The organism is Croceicoccus sp. Ery5 (assembly GCF_020985325.1).
Classification (GTDB): domain Bacteria; phylum Pseudomonadota; class Alphaproteobacteria; order Sphingomonadales; family Sphingomonadaceae; genus Croceicoccus.
In genome coordinates, this window is the sequence record NZ_CP087587.1 from 1,790,369 (window position 1) to 1,815,772 (window position 25,404).

Here is a 25,404-nt window from a genome sequence, read left to right on the forward strand (position 1 = left end):
CTCACCTGATGCCGAGGATGGTGTCGAAAATATCGCTGGCGACCTGCATGACGCGGCCCGATGCCTGAAACGCCTGCTGGAACCGGACGAGATTCACCGCCTCTTCATCCAGATCGACGCCCGCCTGTGCCTGCAGCGCGATATTGGCGTTGTCCGCAATCGCGGCCAGCGTGTCGCGCGTGACGGTCTTGCCGTTCACCATGGCGGACACGTCGAACAACAGGCCGTTCAGCCCCGATGCGACGCCGCTGCCGGTCAATGCCGCGGACAGGGCGGCCAGATTGCTGCCGTCGCGGCTGTTCGCGGGCGATCCGGCGGGGGCGGTGGCAATCAGCGAGCCGTCGGAGATGGCCAGCGCCATATCGCCCGCACCGGTACCGGCGAACATGGCGGGCGCGGCGCTGCCGTCCAGCGCGGCACCGGCGGCCTGCGCAGTATTGGCGGCAGTGACGACATCCATGGCCAGCGTATCCAGCCGCAGCCGCACGTCGGCCAGTTCGTCCAGCGCCTGTGCATGACCTGCCAGCGATCCGGCGGCGGGAACCACCGCGCTGCCGCCAAGGTCGAAGAGCAATGTTCCGTCCGCCGCGCTTGTCACCGACAACGGGGTCGCCGTGCTGCCGTCCAGCATCAGCGGCCCGCTCGCATCGCCGGCGCGGATCGTGACCGTCTGGTCGGGCGCGATTTCGGCATGGATGCCGATTTTGCCCGATAATTCGCCCAGCAGATAATCGCGCCGGTCCAACAAGGCCGCCTGATCCGAGGAACCCGCGGCACTGCGCGCCAGCTTGGTGTTCAGCACGGCAAGCTCGCCGGTCAGCAGATTGGCCTGCGCTACATCGGCACCGGCTTCGAATGTCACGCCGTCACCTGCTGCCGCCAGCGCCGCATCGGCAAGGTTGAACGTCGATGCCATACCGCGCGCCGCTTCCAGCGCGGCAGCGCGCAGCGACCGGTCGACCGGATCGCTGGCCAGCTGGTTCAGCGCGGCTTCGAAATCGACCAGCGCGTCATACAGGCCGCTCTGTTCCAGCGCGCTTTCGATATTGGACAGGCCCGACAGCTCCGCATCGGCGCGGGCAAGGTCCGATCCGGTGCGGCGCACTTCTGACAGGCGGAACGCATCGGCATTGCGGATCACCGCATTCAGCCGCACGCCCGACAGGGACAGATTGCCGACTGCGGACAGCCCGCCCGATGCCACCACCTCGTTCAGCTGGACGGTGCGACGGACATATCCCTGGGAGGATGCATTGGTGATGTTGCTGGCGGTTACATCCAGCGCCTGCCGCGCCGTACGCGCGCCGCTTTGCGCAATCGAGATGAGATCGGATGCCATTGCGGCCTACTCCTTGGAACCGGGCGTTTGCGGATCGGCACTGGCCACCTGCGCCTCGATCATGGCGGCCAGCCCCAGCACGCCTTGCTGCGATGCGATGTCGGCAAAGGCTTCGTCGCGCATCTGGCGGAATGTGTCCGATCCGTTCGATCCGAACAGATCGCTGCGGATCGCGCTGTCGCGCGCAGCCGACAACATCTGGCGCAGGAAGATCGCTTCGAAATCCTGCGCGGCGCCGGCCAGCTGCGACCGCTCTTTCGCGGTTGAAGCTGCGGCGGCAGCGGTGCTGATCGACATGCTCACAGGATCACCATTTCGGCTTTCAGCGCGCCTGCCTGTTTCAACGCTTCCAGAATGGCGACCAGATCGGATGCGCCCACACCCAGCAGGTTCAGCGCATCGACGATTTCCGACAGCGAGGCACCGGGCTGGAACAGCGCGACCTGTCCGCCGCTTTCGCTGACGGAGATGTCGGAGCTTTCCTCTTGCGCGGTCTGTCCGCGGCTGAAGGGGGCGGGCTGGACGATCATCGGGTTCTCGTCGATGCGCACCGTCAGCGTGCCGTGGCTGATCGCGGCGGGCGACAGGCGCACCGCGCTGTTGATGACGACCGTGCCGGTGCGCGAATTGACGATCACCTTGGCAGGCGTTTCGGCGGGCGCGATTTCCAGCATTTCGATCGCCGCCATCAGGCTGGCTCGGCGGTCGGACCCGGCGGGCAGCCGCAGCGCCAACGTCACCCCGTCCTCTATGCTCGCCGTGCCGGGAAGCATGCGGTTGATCGCATCACGCACGCGGCTTGCCGTCAGGAAATCGGCGTTGAAGAGATTATAGCGCAGCACCTCGCCGCTATCGAAACCCGTGTCGACCGCGCGTTCCACGCTGCCGCCATCAGCAATGCGCCCGACAGTCGGCACGTTGACGGTCAGTTTCGACCCGTCGGCAGCGGATACGCCCAGACCGCCCACGGCCAGATTGCCCTGCGCCATGGCGTAAATCTGCCCGTCCGCACCATAGAGCGGGGTCAGGATCAGCGCGCCGCCACGCAGCGATTTGGCCTTGCCCATGGTCGAAACGGTCACGTCGATACGCTGGCCGGGTTTGGCAAAGGCAGGCAGATCGGCGGTGACGATAACGGCGGCGGCGTTCTTCAGCGAAGGCTGAACCCCCGCGGGCAATTGCAGGCCCATGCGGCCCGACACGCCCTTCATCGCCTGTGTCACATATTCCAGATTGTCGTCGCCCGTGCCGGGAAGCCCGACGACGATGCCATATCCGGTCAGCTGGTTGGACCTGACGCCCTGAAACTGGCCAAGGTCGCGCACCCGTTCGGCATGCGCCGTCGCGGGCAACACGGCCGTGCACAGGGCTGCAAGGATAAGGATAAAACGGCGCATCGTTCCGGCTCCGTCAGAATGGGCTGATGATCGAGAAAAAGCGCGACAGCCATCCCGGGCGGCTTGCCCGCTGAAGGTCACCCTTGCCCGAATATTCGATGGCGGCATCGGCCACGCGGCTCGACATCACAGTGTTTTCCGCGTCCACATCGGCAAGGCGGATGATGCCGCGAAAGCGCACCCATTCATCCCCCTGGCTAAGCAACATGTTCTTTTCCCCTTGCACCAGCGCGGTACCGTTCGGCCGCACTTCGACGATGGTCACGGCCAGCGCCGTGGCGAGCGAGCTGTTCTGCCCCGCGCTTCCGCTTCCCGAAAACGACCCCGCGCCCGAAGCTTTAAGGTCCGACGGGTCGAGAAAGGCGAAGGGACCGGTCAACGGCGGGACGAAAGAGAGGCTGCCGCTGCGGTCGTTCTTTGAACGCACCGATTTCGACGTGACCGTGCTCTCGACCAGCAATATGGTGACAAGGTCGCCCACCCGATGCGCACGCGTCCCTTCGTACAGGCCGGTATAGCCCGACGAGGGCTGGAATATTCCGCCGGTCGGGGCAGGGGGCACCGATGGCATATAGGTTGGCGCAGCAGGGGCCGGTTCGTATCCGGCTTCCTGTGCCTGCGCGGTCGATGCGCAGGCAAGAAGGGCGACAAGGACGAGCGGGCGCATGGTCACAGCGTCTGGTTCGCGTTCTGCAGCATCTCGTCGACCGAGGAGATCATCTTGGAATTGATCTCGTAAGCGCGCTGCGTTTCGATCATGTCGACCAGTTCCTGAACGACATTGACATTGCTGCCTTCCAGCATGCCCTGTTGCACATGGCCGCGCCCTTCCTCGCCCGCGATGCCCAGAAGGGCGGGGCCGCTGCCTGCGGTTTCTTCCAGATAATTGCCCGCGACAGGTCGCAATCCGCCCGGATTGGCAAAGCTGGCGATGGTCAGCTGTCCCAGTTCGACCGGATCGCCATCGCCCGCCACCATGGCCGAAACGATGCCGTCGTCGCCAATGGTCAGCGATGTCATCCCCTCGGGAATAGTGATCTGCGGCTGCACGGGGTAACCCTGCGACGTGACCAGCAGCCCTTCGGACGAGCGGGTGAAATTGCCCGCCCGCGTATAGCCCATCTGGCCGCCAGGCATCTCCACCTGGAAATAGCCGTCGCCATCGAGAGCGAGATCGAGCGCATTGCCCGTCGCGTTCAGCGTGCCTTGGGTGACGATCCGGCTGGTCGACTGGACCTGAACGCCGGTGCCAAGGTTCAGCCCCTCGGCATATTCGGTCTGGTTGCTGCTTTGCTGCCCCGCCACCCGCGCGGCCTGATAGGCAAGGGTCGAGAAATTGGCGCGGTCGCGTTTAAAGCCGGTGGTGGCGACATTGGCGAGGTTGTTGGCGATGACGCGCATGCGCGCATCCTGCGCCTCAAGCCCCGTACGGGCGACGTGAAGTGCCGAGCTGGGCATGGAAATTCTCCTTTAGCTAAGCCGCATGAGGCGGGCCGCGCTCTCGTCGAGATCGCGGGCGGTAGAGACGACATTGGTGCGGATATCGAACAGGCGCTGGGCCTCGATCATGTCGACCAGCACTTCGGAGGGAACGACATTCGATCCTTCCAGCGCGCCGGTGACGACCTTGGCGTCCAGATCGGCAGGCAAAATACCCCCCCCTCTGACGCGGAACTGGCCGTCCAGCCCTTTCACCAGATCGCTGCCGCTGGCACTGGCCAGTTTCAGGCGGCCGATCTGTTCGGGCGCAGCCTCCGGCACGGCGGGGTCGGCCAGCAGGATTGCGCCATCGGGTGCAATCGCGATGTCGCCGCCCAAGGGGACGGTCACCGGCCCGGCATCGCCGATCACCGGAAGTCCGTCGCCCGTTTGCAGCACGCCCGTGGGCGAGACCGACAGATCGCCGCGCCGCGTATAGGCTTCCGTCCCGTCCAGCGCCTGCACCGCCAGCAGGATGTCGCCCTGCATCGCGATATCCAGCGGCCGGCCCGTATCGTTGACCGATCCGTCGGCCATTTGGGCGCCGCGAACCTCTGTCCGGTTCTGGGCGCGTACTTCAACCGGCCCGCCATCCAGCGTCACGGGACGGGAATCGAAGATTTCGGCCTTGAAGCCGGTGGTCTGCGCATTGGCCATATTGCTGGCGATGGCGCGCTGGCGCACCATGCTGGCGTTCATGCCCGATACGGCGGAATAGATCAGCCGGTCCATGATCAGGTCCTGAGGTTGATGATCGTCTGGCTGATCTGCGTCGCCGTATCGATCGCCTTGGCATTGGCCTGGAAATAGCGTTGCGCGGTGATCAGGCTGACCAGCTCTTCCGACAGATCGACATTCGACCTTTCGATCGCGCCCGACATGATGCCGCCATTGCGCCCCGTATTCGGCGCGCCGTAGGTGGCGACACCCGAAATGCCGGTCGAGGACCAGTTCGACGACCCTTCCTGCCGCAGCCCCGTCGGGGTCGTGAAGTTGGCCAGCGCCACCGTGCCCAGCGCGGTGCTGGTGCCATCGGCATAGGATGCGATCATCGACCCGTCGGTATTGACGGTAATGCCCGCGAACTCGCTGCCCGCGCCATTGACCAGCGGGACGAGTGCCCCGACCGGTGCATCGACCGCCGGATCGGCACCGGGCGCGAAGATCTGCAGCACATTGCCCGCGCCGTCCTGCACATTGCCGGCCTCGTCGATGCCAAAGCCGCCATTGCGGGTATAGAGCGTTTTGCCGTCGGCCAGCGATACGGTCGAAAAGAACCCGTCGCCCGTGATCGCCAGATCGAGCGAAGCGCCCGTCTGTTCGATCGGGCCAACGTCGAAATTCTGGGTGATCGAATCCACCGACGAGCCGATCCCGATCAGCATGCGCGGATCGGCGTTGGCCGAACCGGCCACCAGATCGGCGAAATTGGCGGTCGATTTCTTGAAGCCGCTGGTTTCGGCATTGGCGATATTATGGGCCGTGACGTTCAGGCCCGTCTGGGCATTCTTCAGGCCGCTGAGCGAAGTATAGAAAGACATGGGGGTTACTCCTTTCCGGCCGCGAGCGCCGCAATGGCGTCGAGCTTGGCGGAAATCTGGTCGAGCACGCTGTTCGTTTCCGAACTGGCGGACAGCTGCGAAAACTGGGCCAGCTGGGCCAGCATCTCCTTGTTGTCGACGGGATCGAACGGATCCTGATGCTGCATCTGCACCGTCATCAGTTTCAGGAAATCGCTTTGGTCGAGCGAGGCGAAGCCGCCGCCGGTCGAGGAACTTGCGGTTGCGGTCGTCGCGGAAGTCACAGAGGAAATCGTCATTTCAGCCTCATCGTGTCGAGCATCAGTTGCTTGGTGGTGGAAAGCGCCTCGACGATGTTCTGGTACTGGCGCGATGCTTCCAGCATCTCGACCATCTCGGCATTCTCATCGACGGGGGCGACCCAGACTTCGCCATTGGCATCGGCCAGCGGATGGCCGGGGTCATAGCGGCGGGTGGGGGCGGTATCCTCGCGCACCACGGCGCTGACGCGCACGCTGGACTGGCCGGTGGCGCGATCGAGATCCTCGGCGAAAACGGCGCGCAAGGGGCGATAGGCTTCCCCCTCGCTCGCGGCGACCGAACCTGCATTGGCCAGATTCGAGGCCGCCGCGTTCATGCGGACCATCTGGGCCGACATGCCGCGCTGGGCGAGGGTAAAGGCGGTCAGGGGGCGGTCGGCCATCGTCATTCGCCCCGGATCGCGCGGGTCACCGTCTCGACCCGCGTGCGGATCAGGTCGAGCGTGGCGGCATAGCCGACGGCGTTTTCCGAGAATGCGATCTGTTCGTTCTGCAGCTCGACCGTATTGCCGTCGAGCGAGGCGATGACCGGCACGCGGAACAGCGTCGCGCCGTCAGCGGCCCGATCGACACTAGTACCGCCGGCGACGCGCGACAGGGCCGCACCGACATCGATGTCGCGCGCCTTGTAACCGGGGGTTCCGGCATTCGCGATATTCGACGCCAGCACGCCCATGCGCTGCGAGCGCAATTGCAATGCTGCCCCGTGAATTCCAAACAGATCGCCGGACATGATCGGCCCTTTCCTGCTGTGCGATAGTCGGTTGATGGGTTTGCAAATGCCGTGCCAATCGGGCGAAAACCGCGGTTCTTCGCGCTTTTCCGGATGTGGCGGCAGGATCGGCCGTGCAGGCGGCAACAGGCTGCGGCAAAGCCTTGCCGGTATGGCGGCAATCGCGCGCCGCCCCCTGAAAAACGCACCGCGCCATCCGTTCTGGCCCGCATAAGGAGCCGCAATAGCCATGGATTTCGCCGCGCTGATCGATCCCGTTTCTGCCGCCATCGTCGTCGGCGGCACGGCGCTGGCCACCTTGCTGCGGGCGGGGCTGGGCGAATGCCGCGCCACGCTGGCGACGATCCGGCATCTTGCCTCCCGCGAATTCGACGCCGACGATCTGCGCAGCGATCTGGCGCGCATGGTGCAGGATGTGCGGATCGACGGACTGGTCAGGACCGAACCCTATTATTTCCGCGACCGCGCCAGCCAGCTTGCCGCCAAGGCCATGATCGACGCGCGTTCGATCCCGCTGTTTCACAAGCAGATGGCGCGTTATCGCGCGCGGCGTCTGGCCGACAACCGTCGTGCCTTCGCCACGCTGGCCATGGCGGCGGAAACCGCGCCGGCGTTCGGGCTGGCGGGCACGCTGCTGGCCTTGTCGCAATTGCCGTCCGATCCGGCCGCAGGGATGAACGCGGCGCTGTCGGCGGCAGTGCTGACCACGCTGTATGGCGTGCTGCTGGCCCATCTGGTCCTTACCCCGCTGGCCGAGGCGATCCGCCGTTCGGGCGAGGCAGAGGAACAGGCGCGCGACGAATTATTGCGCTGGACTGCCGCGCAGCTGGAGGGTGCTGTGGTTCACCCCCTGCCCGACGGGGCGGACGGGGCAGACGGGGTCGGCGCAGCGGACAGGGTAATCGCCGCGTGATGGCTCATCGCGGTATAAAGGGGCATCGCGGTATGAAGGGGCAGGCGGGCTGGGCGATCATGCTGGCCGATCTGGCCCTGATCCTTTTCATCGTGACCGCGCAATATGCCTCGGCAGACCGCGCCGCAGACTTGCCCGCGCCCGATCCGGTCCCGCAAGCAATCTATCGCGCATTGCCCGATGCGCCGCCTTTGGGCGAATGGCTGCGGCAAAACCCGGCGGGCGCGGGGGCGAGCCTGCAAATCACCATCGGATACGATCCTGCCAATGCCGCCGTCGCGATGGATCAAGCCGCCCGCCTTGCTGCCGAAGCCGCCGGTGCGGGCGCCCATGCACGCATCGTGCTGATCCCCGACAGCCGCGAACAGGGCGCGGTGCTGGCCTATGACAATTGATGGCGCGCTATGGGGGTTTTGCTGTCCTACACGCCCGATCCGGCCTATCGCCCGTTATCCAAGGCTCTTTCAAAACGTCGAATTTCCCCGCAACCCGACAATGTCACCCAAAGGCGCGAAAACCCGCGCATTTCCGGGAAAAACACTGGGTGACACATTGGGTGACAGATGTCACCTTTGTCACCCACGCCGGATAGTCGGATTGCTTGGCACATAGCTTGCAACGCAGCCGTGATGCACATCGTTACACGCTGCGAAAGGCCACGCCCATGTTCAACGCTTCTGCCCTGATCGTCCTGCTGATGGCCGCCGGTGCGCCGGTTCAGGATCTGGCCGCGCTCGATGACCGGATCGCGCAGTTTACCGGCGCAGCGATCGGAGAGGAAGGCGGCGCCATGCATCCGCTCGACCGCAGGTTGAAATTGCGCCCCTGTGCCGCGCCGGTCGATATCGGCTGGCGGAGCGACGGCCGCGATACGCTGATCTTGCAATGCCCCGATGCGGGCGGATGGCGGCTCTATATGCCGGTACGCGCGGCAGCGGTCGCGGCAGACGCCGAGGCCGGGGCGATCGCAGTGCAACGCGGCGATGCCGTTTCGATTGCGGTTGCAGGACAGGGTTTCACCATCTCCCGCCCCGGAGAGGCGCTGGAAAGCGGCGCGGTTGGCGACTGGATCAAGGTGCGTCCCGTAACCGAGGCCCGCCGCCGCGCCGACATCATGCGCGCACGGATTACCGCGCCGGGCGTGGTCAGCCTGCCTTCCGCCTGATCTCCGGCCCGAAAGGCCATTTTCTGGCGCCGCCCTTAAACTTCCCTTGCCGCATCCGTCCTGCCTTTCGGACCGCTGTTAGGGAAACGCGCAAATGGCAACGCATGATATCGGACCGATCCGCCCGGTCTTTACCGGCGACATCCGCCCAACACCCCTTCGCACGGGGCCGGACATGGCACCGCAAAAAGCGCCCGCCGCCTCCGGCCTTGCGCTTTCCGACGCGCTGGATCCGGGCGCGCCGCCCGTCGATGCCGACCGCGTCGCCGAAATCCGCAAGGCCATCGAAGACGGCACCTATCCGCTGGTGCCGCAGAAAATCGCCGATGCCATGATCGCAGCCGGCTTCATGCTAAGGACCGAAAAGTGAGCGAGACCGTCAAACTGAAGGAAGCGTTGCGGCAGATGCTTGCCGTGCTTGAGAGTGAGCGGCAAGCGATTGCCGGTCTCGACCTCGACGCGATTACGCTGGCTGCGCGCGACAAGCTGGGCCTGTGCGACCGGCTGGATCATGCCGATGCCGCCTCGCTGGACGAGGAATGCCGCGCGATGAGCCGCGCCGCCCGCGACGCGAACGAGGTGAACCGCCAGATGCGCAATCTTGTCGCGGCCAATATCACGGCGCGGATCGATATGCTGAGCGGTTCGCCGCGCCTGTATGGCGCGAAACGCTATGCCGCACTGGGGGCCTGAACTGGCACGGTAATTGCTTGGGTTGTTCTGTCACAGTCACCGACAGGATTGACCCAAATGAGTGGACCCCCGATTGAAGCCGTCTCCGGCACCGGCGCAGCGATCCGCGCCGATATCGCCCGCGCCGCGCAGCGCACCGGAGAGGATTTCGACTTCCTGCTGGCACAGGCCCGCATCGAATCCTCGATGAACCCCGATGCAAAGGCCGCAACCTCCAGCGCGGCGGGGCTGTTCCAGTTCACCAATGCGACATGGCTGGGCACGCTGGAACGCCACGGCGCAAAGCACGGCTATGGCTGGGCCAGCGCGGCCATTTCGGACGGGCGCATCACCGACAAGGCGATGGCGGGCCGGATCATGGGCCTGCGTTACGATCCCGCCGCATCGGCCCTGATGGCGGGCGAGCTCGCTGGCGATAACCGGATCGAAATGGCGCGCACGCTGGGCCGCCAGCCCGACGCGGCAGAGCTTTATCTCGCCCATTTCCTCGGCAGCGGCGATGCCTCCCGCTTTCTGACCGCGCTGTCCCGCGATCCCGATGCGTCGGCTACGGCGCTGCTGCCTGCCGCCAGCGCTGCCAATCGCGGCATATTCCGCCACCCATCGGGTGCGGAGCGCAGCCTTGGCGAGGTGATGGCCGTGATCGAAGCGAAGGTACAGGGTGCCATGAATGGCGCGGGCGAGTTCGCTTCGCCGTTGCCCCACCGGCCTGCCCAACCGGGGCACGGCCTGCCTGTTCCGGACAGGGCCGTGCCGGTCGCCGGGCGGATCGCGGGCGGACAATCCATGACCGCCAGCCTGCAGTCGATCTTCGGCGACACCGGCCAATCCGCTCCGCCCGCCGTCAAGGCAGCCTATTCGCAGTTTGAAAGGTTCGGCCTGTGACGCCCGCCCCAACCGCGAAACGAGCCGCAGATCTCAGCGCGATGGCACTCCCAGCCGGGATCATCGCACTGATGCTGCTGATGATCGTGCCCGTACCAGCGATGCTGCTGGATGTGTCCTTTGTTCTTAATATCGCGCTGTCGGTGGCGATCCTGATGGCCGCGATGAACGCGCAAAAGCCGCTGGATTTCTCGTCCTTTCCCTCGGTCCTGTTATTCGCGACCTTGCTTCGGCTGGCGCTGAATGTCGCTTCCACCCGCGTGGTACTGGTGCATGGCCATGAAGGGGGTGCCGCGGCGGGCCATGTGATCGAAGCGTTCGGCGCATTTCTGATCGGCGGCAATTTCGCGGTCGGCATTTTCGTTTTCCTGATCCTGATGATCATCAACATGGTGGTGGTGACGAAGGGTGCAGGGCGCGTGTCCGAAGTGTCGGCGCGTTTCACCCTCGATGCCTTGCCCGGCAAGCAGATGGCGATCGATGCCGATCTGGCAGCCGGCATTCTGACGGCCGACGAAGCGAGGGCCCGCCGCCGCGAAGTGGCGACCGAGGCGGATTTCTACGGCTCGATGGATGGTGCGTCGAAATTCGTGAAGGGCGATGCGATCGCGGCGCTGCTGATCCTGGCAGTGAACATCATCGCGGGGCTGTGCCTTGGCATGATTACCCACGGCCTTTCCGCGGGCGAAGCGGCCGAAACCTATATACAGCTCGCCATCGGCGATGCTCTGGTCGCGCAAGTGCCCTCGTTGCTGCTGTCGATCGCGGCAGCGGTGATCGTGACCCGCGTATCCGACGCGCGCGATCTGGCAGGGCAGATCGGCGGGCAATTTGCCGATCCGCGCAGCTGGCTGCCGGTGGGTGTGGTGCTCGCTGCCGTGGGGATGATCCCCGCCATGCCGCAGTCGATCTTTCTGCCCGCAGCGGCGGGGGCATTCTGGCTGGCGCATAGGTTGAAAAAGCGCGCCGGACGGCCTGCGACGGTCGCTGCCATATCAGCGCCCGTCGATCCGCATCGCATCGATCTGGATCAGGTGACCGACATGGCGCTCGTCAGCATAGAGTTCGGTTATGGTCTCGTCCCCTTGGTGGATGAGAAAAAGGGCTCGCCATTGCTGGCCCGCATCACTGGCGTGCGCAAGCAATTGTCGCGCAATTTCGGCTTTGTCGTCCCGCAGTTCCGGTTGCGCGATGCGCTGGATATGGCGCCCTATGACTATCGCATCATGTTGGGCGGGGTCATGCTGGGCGGCGCGGCGGTGCAGCCGGGCCGTGTGCTGGCCATCGATACGGGAGAGGCCAGCCGCAATCATCACTTGAAGGGGGATGAGACCCGCGACCCCAGCTTCAACTGCCCCGCCTTGTGGATCGACAAGGGCAATCGCGATCATGCCACGGCGGCCGGTTTCCTTGTCGTCGATCCGGGCACGGTCATCGCGACCCATCTGAACCAGTTGCTGGGAGAGCGGGCGCATGATTTGCTGGGGCCGGACGAGGTGCGCGAACTGATCGAGGCGACCAAGGCCCATTCGGCCAGCCTGATCGAGACCTTCCATCCGCAGCCGTTGTCTCTGGCCGCCGTGACCCGCGTGCTGCGCAGCCTGCTGGAGGATGGCATCGCGATCACCCATCCGGTGCCGATCTTCGCCAGTCTCTCGCGTGCGGTACAGGTGACCCAGGATCACGAGGCATTGGTCGACCGCGTGCGCAGCGATCTGGGCGCGACCATTGTCGGGCGGATCTGTCCGCCGACCCGATCGCTGCCCGTGGTTACGCTGGATGGCGGGCTGGAAAGCGCGATCCTGCAGGGGCTGCGCGATCCGGTGACCGGCTGGCCGGTGATCGAGCCCGATCTAGCAACCACCATTGCCCGCCGCATGAAGCAGATCGTGGACGAGCGCGGGCCTGCGGCCATTCCACCTGCGCTGGTGGTTCAGCCCCAATCGCGGCGCGCCATCGCATCGCTGGTTCGCCAGCGGACCCCTGAAGTCATCGTAATCTCGATCGGCGAACTGCCTGCCAGCCAGCCCATCGAAGTGATCGAGGTGATCGGTGCCAGCGCCCCGATTGCGGCAGCCGACAATATGGAGATGGCGGCATGATGCATAACCAGACGGCATTTGCCAGAACGCGGCAGACCGCCCGCAATGCCTATTCCGGCAGCGCGGAGGAACGGATCAGGGACTTTATGCCCATGGTCAAAAGGCTGGCATGGCATGCCCATGGCAGCGGAAGGCCCGGCATAGAGATCGAGGATCTGATCCAGGTCGGGCTAATGGCGCTGGCCGAATGTGCGCAGCGTCACCGCGGGCGGTCCGAATTGGGTGAAGGGGAGCAGGGGAGCGAGCACGCCTTTGCCGCCTATGCCAAAATGCGCGTGCGCGGTGCGATGTTCGACCTGATCCGGCGCGAGGCACCCACGACCCGAACCGCCGCCCGCAAACGGCGCGAGATCGAAGCGGCGGCGCATGGGCTGGCACAGCAATTGGGACGCAATCCCAGCGATGGCGAACTGGCGGCAGCGATGGAAGTGAGCCCGCGTGAATTATCGTCGCTGCGCGCGTTCAGCGAGCCTTTGCGCTTCGATCCGATCGACCGGTGCTACTCCGACAGCAACGCCGCCTTTGCCGACGACACCCCCGATGGCTTGTCTGCCATGCAGGATGCGGAGCAGGGCGCCTTACTGGCTGCCGCGATCGCCGCCTTGCCCGAAAGATTGCAGATGATCACCCAGCTTTACTTTGTAGAGGAACTGAACCTGTCTGAGATCGCGGCCGTGCTGGGGGTCAGCATACCGCGCGTCCACCAGTTGAAAGCGCAGGCGCTCGACAGGCTGCGCGCGGCGATGACGGCCAGCGATGCGGGACCGGAGGCGCAGAGCTGATGTTTTCCGCACCGGATTTTTCGCGCGGACCAAGGCAGCTGATCCGCCGGTTCCTTGCAGATGGCGCAGGCGAGGAAAGCGAGATGGAGACCGCGATCCAATCCGACCGCGCAGCAGTGCCGAAGCAGGAGCAAAAATACTGCGGTGTGAGCTGGACCAGCGCGGCGTGAGGTCATGATCGACGCGCTGACGCAATTGCCCAAGCGCCGAGGGTTCGTGGCGATGTTAGAAGGCGAGTTCAAAGCCGCCGTAGTCGCCAGTTTCCTATCCCCACGGGTTAGATCGTGACGGATTAAAAGGTTGGGCGATTAAGTTCACGCTAAGCTTTCGGCTGGTAATAAGACATCTGTTTTCCAACTGCCGGAGCGATTTACTTATCGAAGACGAGATCGTCCCTCAAGCATGTTTCGCGGGAACGGTCTTTCGCGCTTCAGCGACTATCTATCTATATTAACAAGGTTTTTCGGGAATGTAGCAGTGCAATCCTAACAACGGTTGCATAAGATCCAAGGCCCGCGCTAGCCCGCGTTCAAGGTCATTTCTCGAGGTCTCCGTCTTAGCGGACAAGACTGCCGAAGTTTACAGACTTGAACCCGCGCCGAATAATCCTTAAAATTTGAAGAGTGTTGAAACGAGTGACTCGTTTTCGTGATCATAAAGCCATGGCAAAACAAGATCAAACCGACGAAGGGTCCGAAGAAAATCCGGTCGAAGAGCATTTTTTCGAACGGTCGTTGGCGTTCAATCTGCGCCGCAGTTTCAACAAGGTCAGTGATGAGGTCGACTCCGCCTTGTCGGACTTTGCGCTCAGCTCACACCAGTTCGGAGTGCTGACGACGATTTATTTCGGGCGTGCATCCACTCCCAGCGAAGTGGCGCGGCTGCGGTTCCAGAACGGAGCGGCGATTACCTATACGCTCGACCGTCTGGAGCAGCGCGGTCTGTTGAAGCGCACGCGTTCGCGCGATGACAAGCGGGTCATCACGCTGGTCCTTACCGACGAGGGGCGGGAACTGACGCGCCAATGCATGGCCATTGCCGTCGACGTGCAAAACCGCATGGCAGAGGGCCTGTCGCCAGAAGAGCGCGAATTGCTGTTCAATATGCTGCGCCGCGTTTGCGAGAACTAGGGGCCCAGAACCACGTGCGGATGCCAATTACGAGGGCGCCCGTCGACGCGTCCTCTCCCGATGCATGGGCGAAAAGCTTGGTATCTCCGAATTGCCAGCTGAAATCATACCCGATATGGGGCGCGCATTCGGGCGAGATCCGGTAACGCAAGCGCAGCCCCGCCTCTATCCCCGTCACTCCCGATCCAAGCTGCTGTTCGGGAATGTCCTGAGCAGACAGCGCCAGTTCCACCCGGGGCTGGAGGATCAGGTCTTGCGTGTTTTTCTGGTCGTATTCGACTTCGATCCGAGCCGTCAGTTCCCCCTTGTCGGACAGAAAGAGCGCGGCATCGGTTCCAAGATTATAGGGCGCAAGTCCCTGCACGCCAAGCACACCATGGGTGCGTCCGCCCGATTGCAGACCCTGCTTTATACCGGCCTGCACATCGAACCACGGCCCGATGGCATGCGACCACAGCGCCTGTATCTCGGCATCTTCTATGTCGCCTTGGAAAGGGCTTTCGCCTTCCGACTTGATTGTCAGCCGGTTGAGATCGCTGCCATAAAAGTCCTGAATATCCCAAAGATAGCCATCCTCATCGCCCAGACGTGCCTCCAGCCTTTCCGCCAAAAACTGGCCAAAGCGCATGCCGCCGTTTTCGCGGTAAAATTCGGTGCGGCTGTCGCGCATTGCATCTGCACCCCAGATCGTATCGGCGGCGCGCCCGGGCCCTGAAAAGGCTGCTGGCGGGGTAGCGGTGGGCAGTGTTGCCGTTTCGGACTGCGCCGCGTCGCCTTGCATGGCGTGCCCCATCGCCGCATGGTCCATCGGCGCGTGATCATGCTTCGGCGGATCTTCCGCGACGCTATCAGGCTGGGGTTCCGGCGACATCTGGTGGCCGGAATGATCGCTGTGCATGTCATGCGATTGCGCCTTGGCTTGCACGGGGAAGCCTGCAACGAGCAGGAGAAGAAAGCGCTTCATCGCGCGCCATCCAGCGGGCGCACGGTGACAACCTGAAACATGCCCGAATGCATGTGATACAGCAGATGGCAGTGAAAGGCCCAATCGCCCGGCTCGTTCGCGGTCAAGTCGAAAGTGGCCGTGCCGCCCGGTTGCACGATCAGCATGCGTTTCAGCGGTTGATGCGCATCGTCTGCGCCGTTCACCAGTTCGAAGAAATGGCCGTGAAGATGGATCGGATGCGCCATCATCGTATCGTTGACCAACTTCACGCGCACCCGCTCGTCGAAAGCGAACCGTATGGGATGGTCGCTGACCGCATTCAGCTTCTGCCCGTCGAAGGACCACATATAGCGTTCCATATTGCCGATTAGATGGATTTCCATCTGCCGCTCGGGCGGGCGGACCGGATTGGGCCGCAAGGCTTTCAGATTGCTGTGGCGTAGCACGCGGTGACCGACTTTGTCGAGGCCGAGGCCGGGAAAATCCATCCGGTCGATCGGCATGGGCGCGATCATGTCGACCCCCGCGCCGACCTTGAACGTTTCGGGAACGGAAGATTTGTCGCGCATGGAATGATCCATGTCGGCGTGTTCCGCCATCATGCCCATGTCCGCCATGATCAGTGTCACCGGATCGCGCAGGGCAGGCGGCTCCGTACGGTCGCCCGCTATGCTGGTCAGGCTGGCGATGGCCATGCCCGAACGGTCGATCGCCTATGCCACGATGACATGCGCGCCAGCCGTGGGACTGACGATCACATCATAGGTTTCCGCGACGCCGATCTGCAACTCGGCCACCACAACGGGGGCGACGTCCTGCCCGTAGGCCTGAACGACGTTCATCTCGGTGCGCGGGATGCGGATGTTGAAGAATGTCATCGCGCTGCCGTTGATGATGGGCAGGCGCACGCGCGCTCCTGCCTGAAAAAGCAGTTGCAGATTGTCCGCCGTACCGTAGCCGTTGATCAGATAGGCATATTCCGCGCCGGTGACATCCGAAATGTCGCGCGGATTCATACGCATGCGACCCCATTTCAACCGATCCGCCAAAGTCATGCCGCCTTCGTTCAGCGTCATCATCTGGCGGTTGTAGTAATGCTCGCCCACTTTCAGATTGCGCATGACCGTATGCGGGTAATGCGGCGTGAATTCGGACAGGATCAATACGAATTCGCGGTCGTATTCATGCGGATCCGCAGCTGCGGGATCGACGATGAGCGGGCCATAATGGCCGATCTGTTCCTGTAATCCGGAATGGCTGTGCCACCAATTAGGTGCCCGCCTGCCGCACCGGAAAGCGATAGGTAAAGCTGTTGCGCGGGCCGATGCCGGGGAAGCTGACGCCGGGCACACCATCGAACTGGAATGGGACGAGCATGCCGTGCCAATGGATCGAGCTATCCTCGTCCAGACGATTGGCGACATTGATCGTCACATCCTGCCCCTCGCGCAGCCGGATCAGCGGGCCGGGGATCGTGCTATTCACAGCCACCGCATGGCCACTGCGTCTGCCCGTTGTAAAATGGGTGCAATCGATGGAAAGATCGATCACCTCGCCCGAGAGTGTTCCGAAACCTTTGGCCGCGTGGTGCAGGCCCAGCCCCGCCGCCCATGCGGGCAAGGGGAGGGCGCTGCCCCCGATGGCAGCCAGGCCGCCGCGCAGCGCCGTGCGCCGGTCGATGTTGCGATTGCCTTGCGGGATGGTGATGTTGGCGATGTGCGCACGCTTTACTCCTCCCCGCCGCATTTTTATACCCCTTGGGGGTATCTCAAGAGGCAATCGGCTGAAGCGTATTGCGGGTCAGGTACAAGGTCTTGCCCGCATGGTTGAGGAGGACTGCTATTGCATCGATATACTGACGCAGCTCCAAGCCGTCCGCTCCGCGCTTGCCAAGGCGGAGAGCGAGATTTTGAAGGACCACGCGGCCTGCTGTGTGGCCGAAGCTATCGCATTGGGCGACGCGACAGAGCAAAGGGCCAAGTTATACGAGCTGGTGGAACTGGATGAACGCCAGCGCCGCTAGGCCCTGGCGGGTGGATCAGCGCTGGATGGTTCGGCGCCAGATCGATCAGCGACTATCCGAAAAGAAACGATCGCTGCGCGGCAGGCGGGGCAGGGCGCGGCCGAAACGGTCGGTCGGCATCAGCGGCTCTCCCTTCGCGGGATCATAGCCGAGAAAGCGGACCACTGCCTCGTGCAAAGGTTGGTCGAACCGCAGGCCGGCATTGCGCTCGTCGTGCCAGACCACAACACCTGACATGCGGATATTTCCGTCTTTCAGATGCACGCGATCCCCGTCGATGACGCGGTTGAGCGGCACCTCGATCATGCAGCCCGAGATCGATACATTGTAAAGAACCGCCATGAAATGACGGCCATCGATACGGCATTCGACCGGCCGGTCAGAGTTGAGGCGCTCGTGCTCTCGCCGCGACATCTTGTGGTCCCATAGTGTTTCGCTCCGCAATTCTAGCGCATCGGGGTTAAGAACAGGTTCCCGTCTGCGAAATTCGAGCCCACTTGCGGGGCGGTCGGGAATGTCGCTATCGCTGGCGGGAAGAAGCGGACCAAGAGAGGCGGGGCGGATCATGACAGCGGGGGAGCGCTCGAAGCTGTTCGTCTGGTCGGTCCGCGCATTGGGCCCGCTGTGCGCATCGTTCGTCTGGATCGGCCTTTCGGGCGCGCAAGGCCTGTCCGAAGATGCACGTTATGTGGCCGCGATCGCGACATTAATGGCACTTTGGTGGATGACAGAGGCCATTCCGCTGGCCGCGACCGCGCTTTTGCCGATCGTCCTTTTGCCCGTATTCACTCCGCTGACCGTGGCCGAGGCAACGGCCCCCTATGCCAGTCCGATTGTCTTTCTGTTTCTTGGCGGATTTCTGATCGCCATTGCTCTGGAAAAATGGAACCTGCACCGCCGTGTCGCACTGCTCACCTTGCGTCTGGTCGGCACGCGCCCGCGCCAGATCGTGCTGGGCATGATGCTGGCAACCGGTTTTCTGTCGATGTGGGTATCGAACACCGCCACCACGCTGATGATGCTGCCGATCGGCATATCGGTTATCGCGCTGGTCGCGGATGACAATGGCCACAGCGTTGATAACACGGACAGCATCCACCGGTTCGGCCTCTGCATGATGCTGGCAATCGCATGGTCGGCCAGTATGGGCGGGCTGGGCACATTATTGGGCAGCCCGCCCAATGCGATTATCGCGGGTTACGCGGCGACCGAGCTGGGCGTCCGGATCGGATTTGTCGACTGGATGGTGATCGGCGTGCCGACCGCCTTTGCCTTTATCCTGATCGGCTGGTTCCTGATGACCCGCCTGCTTTACCGCTTTGACATCGGGGAAATCTCGGGCGGCAGGGCGATGATCGACGATCAATATGCCCGCCTTGGCCCGGTCAGTCAGGGCGAGAAAATGGTGCTGGGCGTATTCTGTTGCGCCGCACTCTTGTGGATTGCGCCGGGCATATTGGCGGGGCTGGTCGATCTGCCAGCATGGATGGGCGCGCTGGACGATGCGGCGATTGCCATTGCGGCAGGGGTGGCCCTGTTCATCCTTCCCGCGCGGGGCAATTCGGAAATGGTGCTGACATGGAAGGACGCAGAGGAAGGTCTTCCGTGGGGCGTATTGCTGTTGTTCGGCGGCGGGCTCAGCCTTGCGATGGGGGTCGCGGCGACGGGGCTCGACAGCTGGCTGGGGTCGCTGGTCGCCGGACTGGCCACATTGCCAGCTTTGCTGCTGGTGGCCGCGGTGGTCGCATTGGTCATTTTCCTGACCGAAGTGACGAGCAATACGGCAACGGCAGCAACCTTCATCCCCATTCTGGGCGCGGTGGCGCTGGGAATGAACGCCGATCCGATGTCGCTGCTGGTGCCGGCGGCTTTCGCGGCGACCTGCGCCTTTATGCTGCCTGTCGGCACACCGCCCAATGCCATCGTGTTCAGCACCGGCCGCGTTTCGATCGCCGAGATGGCCCGTGGCGGTTTCGTGCTGAATCTGGTCGGCGTGCTGCTGATCACGCTGTTCTGCTATTGGCTGGGCGGACTGGCCATGGGCATCCGCTTTTAACCGGACCGGCAGCGATCACTGCGGGATCGGGCGGAAACCGGCATGCTGCAGCGTCATCATATAGGCAGCGAGGTGGTCGATATCCTCTGGCGCGATTTCAAAGTTCATGTCCTGCGGGAAGTTATGCGAATTATTGAGCCACGGAACCAGCGTTTCCTGCGTAACGCCCGGCCGGTTCACCACCGCTTCGAAACGCGGTGATTGCGGATTGGGCGAAAGGCCGGTCAATTCGACGGCATGGCACGACGCACAACGGGTGACTGCAAACTCGTGCCCCAGCGCAACCGGATCATCAGCCGTTCGGGCCGCAGGTTTCGCTATCGGCGAACATGCGGCAGCCGTCATTCCGGCGCACGAGATGGCAAACACAATCCCAGCCCGCGTCCGTTTTACTGTCGAAGTCATGTCGATTTCCTCCCCTGCAGCAATGTTCAAATTACCTTTGTGTCAGCAAGCGGCAAGGGTGATTTCCTTTGCTCCCCTGCCTGTTTTCATCGCGCGACTTCGGGGGCGCTCCGCTTCAGCCAAGGGGAATCCCCGATTGGGGGCGCGGGCGGAGAATCGTACAATGCAGCCGTGGCCGGACGATGCATCGTCCGGATTGGGAAACGCCAATTTCTTGCCATGGTCCTTGCGTCCTTGCCAGTCGCGGCCTGTCCGTTACGGCCTGACCGATGCCTGGGCGCCAAAGCTGAACGCGATCGGGTATGGCGAATGCCGGTCCGATCACGTTTGCCCCCGCTTCCTGATCCCGCCCGTCCTAGCCCGGAAGCGGGGGCCTTCACGCCCATGGCGACCGGCCTGTCGGTTCGGCGTTGACTATGGATCGGGTTTGGGCCGGAAAGCTCTGGTGTGTGGCTTCGATCCTTCCGGCCCGCGGCTCCAATGTCAGGCGAGACAGTCCGGCGATATGGGGAGTTGCGCCCAGAAACTGCGGGATTTGGCCTGAGATGCGGCGGATTGCGGTCAATTGCGAACCGGCATGATTAACCGGCTGGACAGCGATCCTGATCGGAAACAATATATCGGGGCGGGCCATCGAAACTCTCAGGGTAAACCCTGATGTGCCGATCATGCCGCATATTGGATGATGGGGCATGTTTTCTGTCGCAAACATCGGCCGGCTGACTTGGGGGATGCGGTGATGAGCAGTCCAATCAGGCGGATCGTACTGGCCGATGATCATGAAACGATACGGCTTGGCGTGCGGTCGGCGTTGTCGGTCCATCCGGACTGGCGTGTCGTCGGAGAGGCGTCGAACGGTCGCGACGCGCTGGAGCTGATCCGCTCGTTACAACCCGATATCGCAGTGCTGGATTATTCGCTGCCGATGATGAACGGGCTGGAACTGACCCGCGCGATCAAAAAGGAGCTTCCGAGAACGGAGATCCTGATCTTCACCATGCATGATCGTGAGGATATTCTGGCCGAAGTCCTGATGGCGGGCGCGCGCGGCTATCTGTTGAAATCGGATGCCAGCAAGCATCTCGTCTCTGCGGTAGAGGCACTGGCGGTGAAGCGCCCCTATTTCTCGGGCAATGTCTCGCAGACCCTGCTCGACCGATTTATCGAAATGGCATCGCGGGATTCAACCGTCACCGCGCTGACCCCGCGCGAGCGTGAGATTGTTCAGCTGATCGCCGAGGGACGGCTCAACAAGGAAATCGCCGCCATTCTCGACCTGTCGATCAAGACGGTCGAAACCCACCGCGCAGCGGCGATGCACAAGCTGGACCTCAAAAGCTCAGCCGACCTCGTCCGCTACGCCGTGCGCAACCATATCATTGAACCCTGATCAAACGCTCCGTCATTGCATGAGTGTTTGAGGGCGAAAGCAGTTCTTTTGCCTTGGCTTTCGCAACCCGCGTAACGGCAGTGACAACGGTTCCCCCGTCGAGCGCGCGAATATTCAGCGTGCCGCCCAAAGCCTCCATCCGTTCGCGCATGCTGTTCAGACCGACGCCCTTGCCACACTCGATCGCATTGCGCGCGCGATAGCCGATGCCGAAATCGCGGATCCGCATGCACATCCATTGCGGATTGCAATACAGGTGGAATTCCGCCCGTTTCGACTGGCTGTGCTTGAAGATGTTCATCAAAGCTTCCTGCGCGATCCGCAGCATGGTCATCTGCGTTTCGTCGGGAATATCGGTGCGATAGCCGCGTGACCGGAAGCGGATATCGATCCCGCAACGCTCGCTCATCCCCAGGGCGAGCGTTTCCAGCGTCTGTTCGAGGCCATAGCGCGCCAGTTCGGGTGGATGCAGCAGATAGCTGACGCAGCGGACCTGCGACTGCAGCCGCGAAATCGCGTCATGCGCACTGACCCGCGCGCGGTTTTTCAGCGGTTCGTCATCGCTGTCGATCGTGTTGAGCGCGAATTCCAGCTCCAGCAAAAGCTGGGCGGTTACATCGTGCAAATCGCGGGCGATCTGTCGGCGCTCGTCCTCGCGCGCTTCCAAAAGGCGAAGATGGGCATCCTCTGCCGATCCGTCGTCTACTTTTCCGCTCGTCCTGTATCGCAAGCCGTTGCCGGTTGCGAAGCCCGTATTACTCGAACGCATGTGTGTTCCCCCGAAGCGTTCATGCATTCCTCTCTTCGGAATTCCTGCGAGTCGGGCATTTTTACCCGACCGTTCTCCCACTTTCCGAAGAGCGAGGTGTTACATTGCTAGGCTCAGGACCCATTGATTGGCGAGAGGCGATGTGATTCAGGCTCCGGGAGGAGATTGATCATGAACGACCTGTATTGGCTGACGGACGAGCAAATGGCGCGCCTGTCGCCCTATTTCCCCAAGAGCCATGGCAAACCTCGGGTTGATGACCGGCGTGTGCTGAGCGGGATCATTTTCGTCAACCGCAACGGCCTGCGCTGGCGGGATGCGCCGAGGGAATATGGACCACACAAGACATTGTATAACCGCTGGAAGCGGTGGGGCGAGATGGGCGTGTTTAGCCGGATGATGGAAGGTCTGTCCGCCCAGAGGGCCGAACCCCAGACCGTCATGATCGATGCGACCTATCTCAAGGCCCACCGCACGGCTTCCAGCCTTGGGGTAAAAAAGGGGATCTCGGGCGCCTGATCGGACGGACCAAGGGCGGCATGAACACCAAGCTGCACGCCATCACCGATGCCAACGGACGTCCTCTGAGCTTCTTCATCACAGCTGGCCAGGTCAGCGACTACACCGGAGCGGCGGCTCTGCTCGACGACCTGCCAAAAGCAGAGTGGATGCTGGCCGACCGGGGCTATGACGCCGAGTGGTTCCGCGACGCGCTCGAGCAGAAGGGCATCAAGCCCTGCATTCCCGGCCGTAAATCCCGCTCGATGCCCGTCAAATACGACAAGCGCCGATACAAACGCCGCAACCGCATCGAGATCATGTTCGGCCGCCTCAAGGATTGGCGCCGTGTGGCAACGCGATACGACCGCTGCCCAACCGTCTTCTTTTCCGCACTCACTCTGGCCGCAACAGTGCTCTTCTGGCTGTGATCAACGAGTCCTGAGCCTAAGCCGCAAACATGTCGGTTTTAAGACTAGTTAACGCGATCAATAATCTGGCAAATCTCCAGAAATATTAATTAATATAGGGGGATGGATCGATAAGTTCCGCCATGCGGCCCGTTTTGTCAAACAAAATAGAACTGCATGTTAAGTTTTCATGCAACCGGATTCTAACAAATGTGTCATCCCGCTGCCGGCGCACGCACGATCAGGCGGAAGCCGACATGGCTGGTCGACGTATCCTCCGGCTGGGCGTGGCGTGCGGCAGGGCGGTAGCGGCGGCAGTAATTGGGTGCGCAGAGATGCGAGCCGCCCTTCAGAACGCGCCGCGCGATGCGCACCTCGGGCATGGCCGGATCATAGCTTTCCTCAAGCGCAGCGCCGCGCGGATTGCGCGGACCGCAGCAGGAACTGCCCTTGGTGACCGAATGGCCCGCCGCGAAATAATCGCCCGTCCATTCCCACACATTGCCGATCATATCGAAAATGCCATAGCCGTTCGCGTCATAGTTGCGCACCGGCGATGTGCGCATAAAACCGTCGTCCAGCGTATTCTCGTTCGGAAACGCGCCTTGCCACGTGTTGGCCATGGCCTTGCCGCCGGGCATCAATTCTTCGCCCCACGCATATTCCGTGCGGTCCAGACCGCCGCGTGCGGCGAATTCCCATTCGGCTTCGGTCGGCAATTCCTTGCCCGCCCATTCGGCATAGGCCTGCACGTCGAAGAACGAGACATGGGTAACCGGATGATCCTCCAGCCCCTCGACCGACGTGCCGGAACCCAGTGGCTGGCGCCAGTTAGCATCGGCGCGGTAATCCCACCATTGCGAGAAATCGTGCAGCGATACCGGACGGCCCGGCGGTTGGAACACCAGCGATGCGGCATATAGCATTTCGGGCAGGGCGCCCGGATAATCGGCAGGATCGGGTGCGACCTCAGCGGTCGTCACATGGCCGGTCGCCTCGACAAAAGCGGCGAAATCGCGCGTCGTCACGGGGGTGGGATCGATCCAGAACGGATCGACCTTGACCTTGTGAGCGGGCTTTTCCTCCTGGTAATGGTCGTCCGATCCCATCCAAAAGCTTCCGCCTTCCAGATAGATCATACCATCGGTCAGCGCTTGCGGTTGCGGTGCGGAATTGGCGGCCGTGTGGGCCATAGGGAAAGCTCCTGAGCATTTGCCGGAAATCGGGCCGGTCATTCAAATCTGGCGCGCGGCGGGCATTCTCGGCCCAACGGACGCCATCTTCCATCAGTAATGTCCGCAATCAATGCTGCGGGTAAACACCTAGAAACGCAATGATACCGTGGTCAGCCCGCGGGTGGAACGCTCGCCCGCCTGAACTTCGCCTTGCAGATTGATGTGACGGGTCAGTTCGACATTCATGCCGACAAGCAGGGCCCATGGGTGGCTGGCTTCAAGCTCCACGTCATAGCGCAGATTGACCGGATCGCCGTCTTCGAAAAACGGTCCGGTCGACACCACGCCGCGCACGCGCGTTTGCAGGTCGAAATAATTCGCGCCCATATAGGGGGTGACATAGCTGTCCTCTCCCACCTGAAATCGCGGACCCCCGCGAAAGGCGAAATTGGTCGATTCGACATCCGAACGCTCTTTGGACGAGACCGACAATGTCTTGGCTGCCGAGCCCGATATGAACCAGTCCTCGCTGCCATAGACGAGGATGGTGCCCAATGTGATGGTGGCATTATCGACCTCTGCCTCGAACGGCAGGTTGATCGTGCCGCACGGCTTGGCCGGCCGGCAGAAAGGGGCGGGGACCAGCTCGTCCAGATCGATATCGACGTCGATCTCGTTGACGCCTTTCACCTTGCCGATGGCGATGAACACGTTGACGGGCGGGAACAGCCACAGATCGGCCTTGAACCCGGCCATTTCCGTATCGGATTCGATGCGCCGCGTGGTGACAGAGGGGAGAGGGGTATCAGCGGCACATCCTCGGGCGGGGCGGTGCCCTTGCTGACCGCGACGGACAGGTCCTGCGAATTGAAATTCGTATGGTTTTTCACATACATCGCACCGATGCCCCAAGGTTCGGGGATGCGATAGCCACGTTCGATCGCGCGCCGTCCGCCAATGGGAAAAAAACGGTTGTTGGGACGCAGATCGTCCCCATCGACAATCTCCGGTTCCACAGCCTGCGTCGCAGCGGGCGGGCAAGGTGCTTGCGGGCCGGTTTCGCTGGCGTTTTCGCGGCATGAACCGGTGTCACCACCGTCCAATGGGCCGGCTTGTGCGCGCGCCATATGCGGCGTCAGGGCAAGGCAGGCACAGGAAAGGGCGAAAATGGCGCGCATCGTCATGTCCGGTCCATGCCAGCCCAGGAACGGCGCGCGTATCGGTATTAGCCCGCCCGCGCCTCAAAAGGCGGAATGAACATCTGACGGGCCGGT

General features: G+C 62.7%; 30 protein-coding genes and 1 pseudogene. 14 read left to right on the forward strand and 17 right to left on the reverse strand.

All coding sequences use genetic code 11. The features are described 5' to 3' along the window. Position 1: 1 nt before the first annotated feature. The 10 genes from flgK to flgB are packed head-to-tail and all read right to left on the reverse strand — an operon-like array spanning position 2 to position 6,788. Positions 2-1,339, reverse strand: coding sequence for a flagellar hook-associated protein FlgK (flgK, locus tag LOZ74_RS08305; RefSeq protein ID WP_230293665.1), 1,338 nt, complete (start codon positions 1,337-1,339; stop codon positions 2-4). A 6-nt stretch (positions 1,340-1,345) separates the two neighbouring features. Then, on the reverse strand, positions 1,346-1,636 hold the full coding sequence (locus LOZ74_RS08310) for a rod-binding protein (protein WP_230293666.1): 291 nt from the start codon (positions 1,634-1,636) through the stop codon (positions 1,346-1,348). Between the two features lie 2 nt (positions 1,637-1,638). Beyond that, positions 1,639-2,736, reverse strand: a complete 1,098-nt coding sequence (locus tag LOZ74_RS08315; protein WP_230293667.1) for a flagellar basal body P-ring protein FlgI — start codon at positions 2,734-2,736, stop codon at positions 1,639-1,641. Between the two features lie 13 nt (positions 2,737-2,749). After that, positions 2,750-3,403: a flagellar basal body L-ring protein FlgH gene (locus LOZ74_RS08320; protein WP_230293668.1), complete on the reverse strand. Its 654-nt coding sequence runs from the start codon at positions 3,401-3,403 to the stop codon at positions 2,750-2,752. A gap of 2 nt (positions 3,404-3,405) precedes the next feature. Then, complete coding sequence (gene flgG / locus LOZ74_RS08325) at positions 3,406-4,194, reverse strand: flagellar basal-body rod protein FlgG (protein WP_230293669.1); 789 nt, start codon at positions 4,192-4,194, stop codon at positions 3,406-3,408. Positions 4,195-4,206: 12 nt separating this feature from the next. After that, a complete protein-coding gene (locus LOZ74_RS08330; RefSeq protein ID WP_230293670.1) occupies positions 4,207-4,947 on the reverse strand; it encodes a flagellar basal body rod protein FlgF in 741 nt (246 codons plus the stop codon). A 2-nt stretch (positions 4,948-4,949) separates the two neighbouring features. After that, a complete protein-coding gene (locus tag LOZ74_RS08335) occupies positions 4,950-5,756 on the reverse strand; it encodes a flagellar hook-basal body protein (protein ID WP_230293671.1) in 807 nt (268 codons plus the stop codon). A 5-nt stretch (positions 5,757-5,761) separates the two neighbouring features. Further along, entirely contained in the window at positions 5,762-6,034 is a 273-nt protein-coding gene (locus LOZ74_RS08340) for a flagellar hook assembly protein FlgD (RefSeq protein WP_230281136.1), read from the reverse strand. Then, entirely contained in the window at positions 6,031-6,438 is a 408-nt protein-coding gene (gene flgC, locus LOZ74_RS08345; protein ID WP_230281135.1) for a flagellar basal body rod protein FlgC, read from the reverse strand. Before flgC ends, LOZ74_RS08340 begins: the two co-directional genes overlap by 4 nt. A gap of 2 nt (positions 6,439-6,440) precedes the next feature. Beyond that, positions 6,441-6,788 (reverse strand): flagellar basal body rod protein FlgB, encoded by a 348-nt coding sequence (gene flgB / locus LOZ74_RS08350; RefSeq protein ID WP_230293672.1) that lies wholly within the window; start codon positions 6,786-6,788, stop codon positions 6,441-6,443. A 229-nt stretch (positions 6,789-7,017) separates the two neighbouring features. Between flgB and LOZ74_RS08355 the strand changes: the two genes are divergently transcribed. The 10 genes from LOZ74_RS08355 (at position 7,018) to LOZ74_RS08400 (ending at position 14,458) form a co-directional block, all read left to right on the forward strand. Then, entirely contained in the window at positions 7,018-7,701 is a 684-nt protein-coding gene (locus LOZ74_RS08355; RefSeq protein ID WP_230293673.1) for a MotA/TolQ/ExbB proton channel family protein, read from the forward strand. Continuing rightward, positions 7,701-8,096: a hypothetical protein gene (locus LOZ74_RS08360; RefSeq protein ID WP_230293674.1), complete on the forward strand. Its 396-nt coding sequence runs from the start codon at positions 7,701-7,703 to the stop codon at positions 8,094-8,096. The genes LOZ74_RS08355 and LOZ74_RS08360 overlap by 1 nt, the downstream gene beginning before the upstream one ends. 269 nt (positions 8,097-8,365) lie before the next feature. After that, entirely contained in the window at positions 8,366-8,866 is a 501-nt protein-coding gene (locus tag LOZ74_RS08365; RefSeq protein WP_230293675.1) for a flagella basal body P-ring formation protein FlgA, read from the forward strand. A gap of 94 nt (positions 8,867-8,960) precedes the next feature. Beyond that, positions 8,961-9,236: a flagellar biosynthesis anti-sigma factor FlgM gene (flgM, locus tag LOZ74_RS08370; protein WP_230293676.1), complete on the forward strand. Its 276-nt coding sequence runs from the start codon at positions 8,961-8,963 to the stop codon at positions 9,234-9,236. Then, positions 9,233-9,559 carry a flagellar protein FlgN gene (locus tag LOZ74_RS08375; protein ID WP_230293677.1) on the forward strand — a complete coding sequence of 109 codons (327 nt, stop codon included), beginning with the start codon at positions 9,233-9,235 and terminating at the stop codon, positions 9,557-9,559. Before flgM ends, LOZ74_RS08375 begins: the two co-directional genes overlap by 4 nt. 57 nt (positions 9,560-9,616) lie before the next feature. Further along, positions 9,617-10,444 carry a transglycosylase SLT domain-containing protein gene (locus LOZ74_RS08380; RefSeq protein WP_230293678.1) on the forward strand — a complete coding sequence of 276 codons (828 nt, stop codon included), beginning with the start codon at positions 9,617-9,619 and terminating at the stop codon, positions 10,442-10,444. A gap of 41 nt (positions 10,445-10,485) precedes the next feature. Then, a complete protein-coding gene (locus tag LOZ74_RS08385; protein ID WP_230293679.1) occupies positions 10,486-12,546 on the forward strand; it encodes a flagellar biosynthesis protein FlhA in 2,061 nt (686 codons plus the stop codon). Further along, positions 12,543-13,328, forward strand: a complete 786-nt coding sequence (locus LOZ74_RS08390; protein WP_230293680.1) for a sigma-70 family RNA polymerase sigma factor — start codon at positions 12,543-12,545, stop codon at positions 13,326-13,328. The genes LOZ74_RS08385 and LOZ74_RS08390 overlap by 4 nt, the downstream gene beginning before the upstream one ends. After that, positions 13,328-13,498: a hypothetical protein gene (locus LOZ74_RS08395; RefSeq protein ID WP_230293681.1), complete on the forward strand. Its 171-nt coding sequence runs from the start codon at positions 13,328-13,330 to the stop codon at positions 13,496-13,498. Before LOZ74_RS08390 ends, LOZ74_RS08395 begins: the two co-directional genes overlap by 1 nt. A gap of 492 nt (positions 13,499-13,990) precedes the next feature. Next, positions 13,991-14,458 carry a MarR family winged helix-turn-helix transcriptional regulator gene (locus LOZ74_RS08400; protein WP_230293682.1) on the forward strand — a complete coding sequence of 156 codons (468 nt, stop codon included), beginning with the start codon at positions 13,991-13,993 and terminating at the stop codon, positions 14,456-14,458. On the opposite strand, the gene LOZ74_RS08405 is transcribed toward LOZ74_RS08400, so the two are convergent. After that, positions 14,427-15,422, reverse strand: coding sequence for a copper resistance protein B (locus tag LOZ74_RS08405; protein WP_230293683.1), 996 nt, complete (start codon positions 15,420-15,422; stop codon positions 14,427-14,429). The two genes, LOZ74_RS08400 and LOZ74_RS08405, sit on opposite strands and share 32 nt — an antisense overlap. After that, positions 15,419-17,150 (reverse strand): annotated as a pseudogene (locus LOZ74_RS08410) (multicopper oxidase domain-containing protein). Before LOZ74_RS08410 ends, LOZ74_RS08405 begins: the two are co-directional and overlap by 4 nt. 76 nt (positions 17,151-17,226) lie before the next feature. Between LOZ74_RS08410 and LOZ74_RS08415 the strand changes: the two are divergent. Next, positions 17,227-17,427, forward strand: coding sequence for a metal-sensitive transcriptional regulator (locus LOZ74_RS08415; RefSeq protein WP_370638890.1), 201 nt, complete (start codon positions 17,227-17,229; stop codon positions 17,425-17,427). Positions 17,428-17,472: 45 nt separating this feature from the next. Here LOZ74_RS08415 and LOZ74_RS08420 read toward each other — a convergent pair whose 3' ends face one another. Beyond that, entirely contained in the window at positions 17,473-17,841 is a 369-nt protein-coding gene (locus tag LOZ74_RS08420; protein WP_230293685.1) for a PilZ domain-containing protein, read from the reverse strand. 100 nt (positions 17,842-17,941) lie between these two features. Here LOZ74_RS08420 and LOZ74_RS08425 point away from each other — a divergent pair, with 100 nt between their 5' ends. Further along, entirely contained in the window at positions 17,942-19,483 is a 1,542-nt protein-coding gene (locus LOZ74_RS08425; protein ID WP_230293686.1) for a DASS family sodium-coupled anion symporter, read from the forward strand. Between the two features lie 15 nt (positions 19,484-19,498). On the opposite strand, the gene LOZ74_RS08430 is transcribed toward LOZ74_RS08425, so the two are convergent. Then, a complete protein-coding gene (locus tag LOZ74_RS08430; RefSeq protein WP_230293687.1) occupies positions 19,499-19,711 on the reverse strand; it encodes a hypothetical protein in 213 nt (70 codons plus the stop codon). A 916-nt stretch (positions 19,712-20,627) separates the two neighbouring features. Between LOZ74_RS08430 and LOZ74_RS08435 the strand changes: the two genes are divergently transcribed. Then, positions 20,628-21,278, forward strand: a complete 651-nt coding sequence (locus LOZ74_RS08435) for a response regulator transcription factor (protein WP_230281117.1) — start codon at positions 20,628-20,630, stop codon at positions 21,276-21,278. Here the strand turns inward: LOZ74_RS08435 and LOZ74_RS08440 are convergent. Continuing rightward, on the reverse strand, positions 21,265-22,047 hold the full coding sequence (locus tag LOZ74_RS08440) for a sensor histidine kinase (RefSeq protein ID WP_230293688.1): 783 nt from the start codon (positions 22,045-22,047) through the stop codon (positions 21,265-21,267). The genes LOZ74_RS08435 and LOZ74_RS08440 overlap by 14 nt on opposite strands. Positions 22,048-22,218: 171 nt before the next feature. Between LOZ74_RS08440 and LOZ74_RS08445 the strand changes: the two genes are divergently transcribed. Beyond that, positions 22,219-22,976 (forward strand): IS5 family transposase gene (locus LOZ74_RS08445; protein ID WP_230291444.1). Its coding sequence is split into 2 segments (ribosomal slippage): positions 22,219-22,552 and positions 22,552-22,976, totalling 759 coding nucleotides; the frame shifts between segments, so codons are not numbered across the junction. Between the two features lie 194 nt (positions 22,977-23,170). Here LOZ74_RS08445 and LOZ74_RS08450 read toward each other — a convergent pair. Beyond that, complete coding sequence (locus tag LOZ74_RS08450) at positions 23,171-24,148, reverse strand: formylglycine-generating enzyme family protein (RefSeq protein ID WP_230293689.1); 978 nt, start codon at positions 24,146-24,148, stop codon at positions 23,171-23,173. A 129-nt stretch (positions 24,149-24,277) separates the two neighbouring features. Continuing rightward, on the reverse strand, positions 24,278-24,886 hold the full coding sequence (locus LOZ74_RS08455) for a hypothetical protein (RefSeq protein WP_230293690.1): 609 nt from the start codon (positions 24,884-24,886) through the stop codon (positions 24,278-24,280). Positions 24,887-25,404 lie beyond the last annotated feature (518 nt).

Bases quoted from the DNA above. Each gene is read 5' to 3' on its own strand.
- LOZ74_RS08420 (WP_230293685.1), bottom strand. From the start codon at position 17,841: ATGTCGCGGCGAGAGCACGAGCGCCTCAACTCTGACCGGCCGGTCGAA.
- LOZ74_RS08330 (WP_230293670.1), bottom strand. From the start codon at position 4,947: ATGGACCGGCTGATCTATTCCGCCGTATCGGGCATGAACGCCAGCATG.
- flgK (WP_230293665.1), bottom strand. From the start codon at position 1,339: ATGGCATCCGATCTCATCTCGATTGCGCAAAGCGGCGCGCGTACGGCG.
- LOZ74_RS08435 (WP_230281117.1), top strand. From the start codon at position 20,628: ATGAGCAGTCCAATCAGGCGGATCGTACTGGCCGATGATCATGAAACG.
- LOZ74_RS08360 (WP_230293674.1), top strand. From the start codon at position 7,701: ATGGCTCATCGCGGTATAAAGGGGCATCGCGGTATGAAGGGGCAGGCG.
- LOZ74_RS08310 (WP_230293666.1), bottom strand. From the start codon at position 1,636: ATGTCGATCAGCACCGCTGCCGCCGCAGCTTCAACCGCGAAAGAGCGG.
- flgB (WP_230293672.1), bottom strand. From the start codon at position 6,788: ATGTCCGGCGATCTGTTTGGAATTCACGGGGCAGCATTGCAATTGCGC.
- flgC (WP_230281135.1), bottom strand. From the start codon at position 6,438: ATGGCCGACCGCCCCCTGACCGCCTTTACCCTCGCCCAGCGCGGCATG.
- LOZ74_RS08400 (WP_230293682.1), top strand. From the start codon at position 13,991: ATGGCAAAACAAGATCAAACCGACGAAGGGTCCGAAGAAAATCCGGTC.
- LOZ74_RS08365 (WP_230293675.1), top strand. From the start codon at position 8,366: ATGTTCAACGCTTCTGCCCTGATCGTCCTGCTGATGGCCGCCGGTGCG.
- LOZ74_RS08395 (WP_230293681.1), top strand. From the start codon at position 13,328: ATGTTTTCCGCACCGGATTTTTCGCGCGGACCAAGGCAGCTGATCCGC.
- LOZ74_RS08340 (WP_230281136.1), bottom strand. From the start codon at position 6,034: ATGACGATTTCCTCTGTGACTTCCGCGACGACCGCAACCGCAAGTTCC.
- LOZ74_RS08405 (WP_230293683.1), bottom strand. From the start codon at position 15,422: ATGAAGCGCTTTCTTCTCCTGCTCGTTGCAGGCTTCCCCGTGCAAGCC.
- LOZ74_RS08440 (WP_230293688.1), bottom strand. From the start codon at position 22,047: ATGCGTTCGAGTAATACGGGCTTCGCAACCGGCAACGGCTTGCGATAC.
- LOZ74_RS08380 (WP_230293678.1), top strand. From the start codon at position 9,617: ATGAGTGGACCCCCGATTGAAGCCGTCTCCGGCACCGGCGCAGCGATC.
- LOZ74_RS08390 (WP_230293680.1), top strand. From the start codon at position 12,543: ATGATGCATAACCAGACGGCATTTGCCAGAACGCGGCAGACCGCCCGC.
- LOZ74_RS08335 (WP_230293671.1), bottom strand. From the start codon at position 5,756: ATGTCTTTCTATACTTCGCTCAGCGGCCTGAAGAATGCCCAGACGGGC.
- LOZ74_RS08315 (WP_230293667.1), bottom strand. From the start codon at position 2,736: ATGCGCCGTTTTATCCTTATCCTTGCAGCCCTGTGCACGGCCGTGTTG.
- LOZ74_RS08415 (WP_370638890.1), top strand. From the start codon at position 17,227: ATGGTTGAGGAGGACTGCTATTGCATCGATATACTGACGCAGCTCCAA.
- LOZ74_RS08320 (WP_230293668.1), bottom strand. From the start codon at position 3,403: ATGCGCCCGCTCGTCCTTGTCGCCCTTCTTGCCTGCGCATCGACCGCG.
- LOZ74_RS08385 (WP_230293679.1), top strand. From the start codon at position 10,486: ATGGCACTCCCAGCCGGGATCATCGCACTGATGCTGCTGATGATCGTG.
- flgM (WP_230293676.1), top strand. From the start codon at position 8,961: ATGGCAACGCATGATATCGGACCGATCCGCCCGGTCTTTACCGGCGAC.
- LOZ74_RS08455 (WP_230293690.1), bottom strand. From the start codon at position 24,886: ATGGCCGGGTTCAAGGCCGATCTGTGGCTGTTCCCGCCCGTCAACGTG.
- flgG (WP_230293669.1), bottom strand. From the start codon at position 4,194: ATGCCCAGCTCGGCACTTCACGTCGCCCGTACGGGGCTTGAGGCGCAG.
- LOZ74_RS08425 (WP_230293686.1), top strand. From the start codon at position 17,942: ATGTCGCTATCGCTGGCGGGAAGAAGCGGACCAAGAGAGGCGGGGCGG.
- LOZ74_RS08450 (WP_230293689.1), bottom strand. From the start codon at position 24,148: ATGGCCCACACGGCCGCCAATTCCGCACCGCAACCGCAAGCGCTGACC.
- LOZ74_RS08355 (WP_230293673.1), top strand. From the start codon at position 7,018: ATGGATTTCGCCGCGCTGATCGATCCCGTTTCTGCCGCCATCGTCGTC.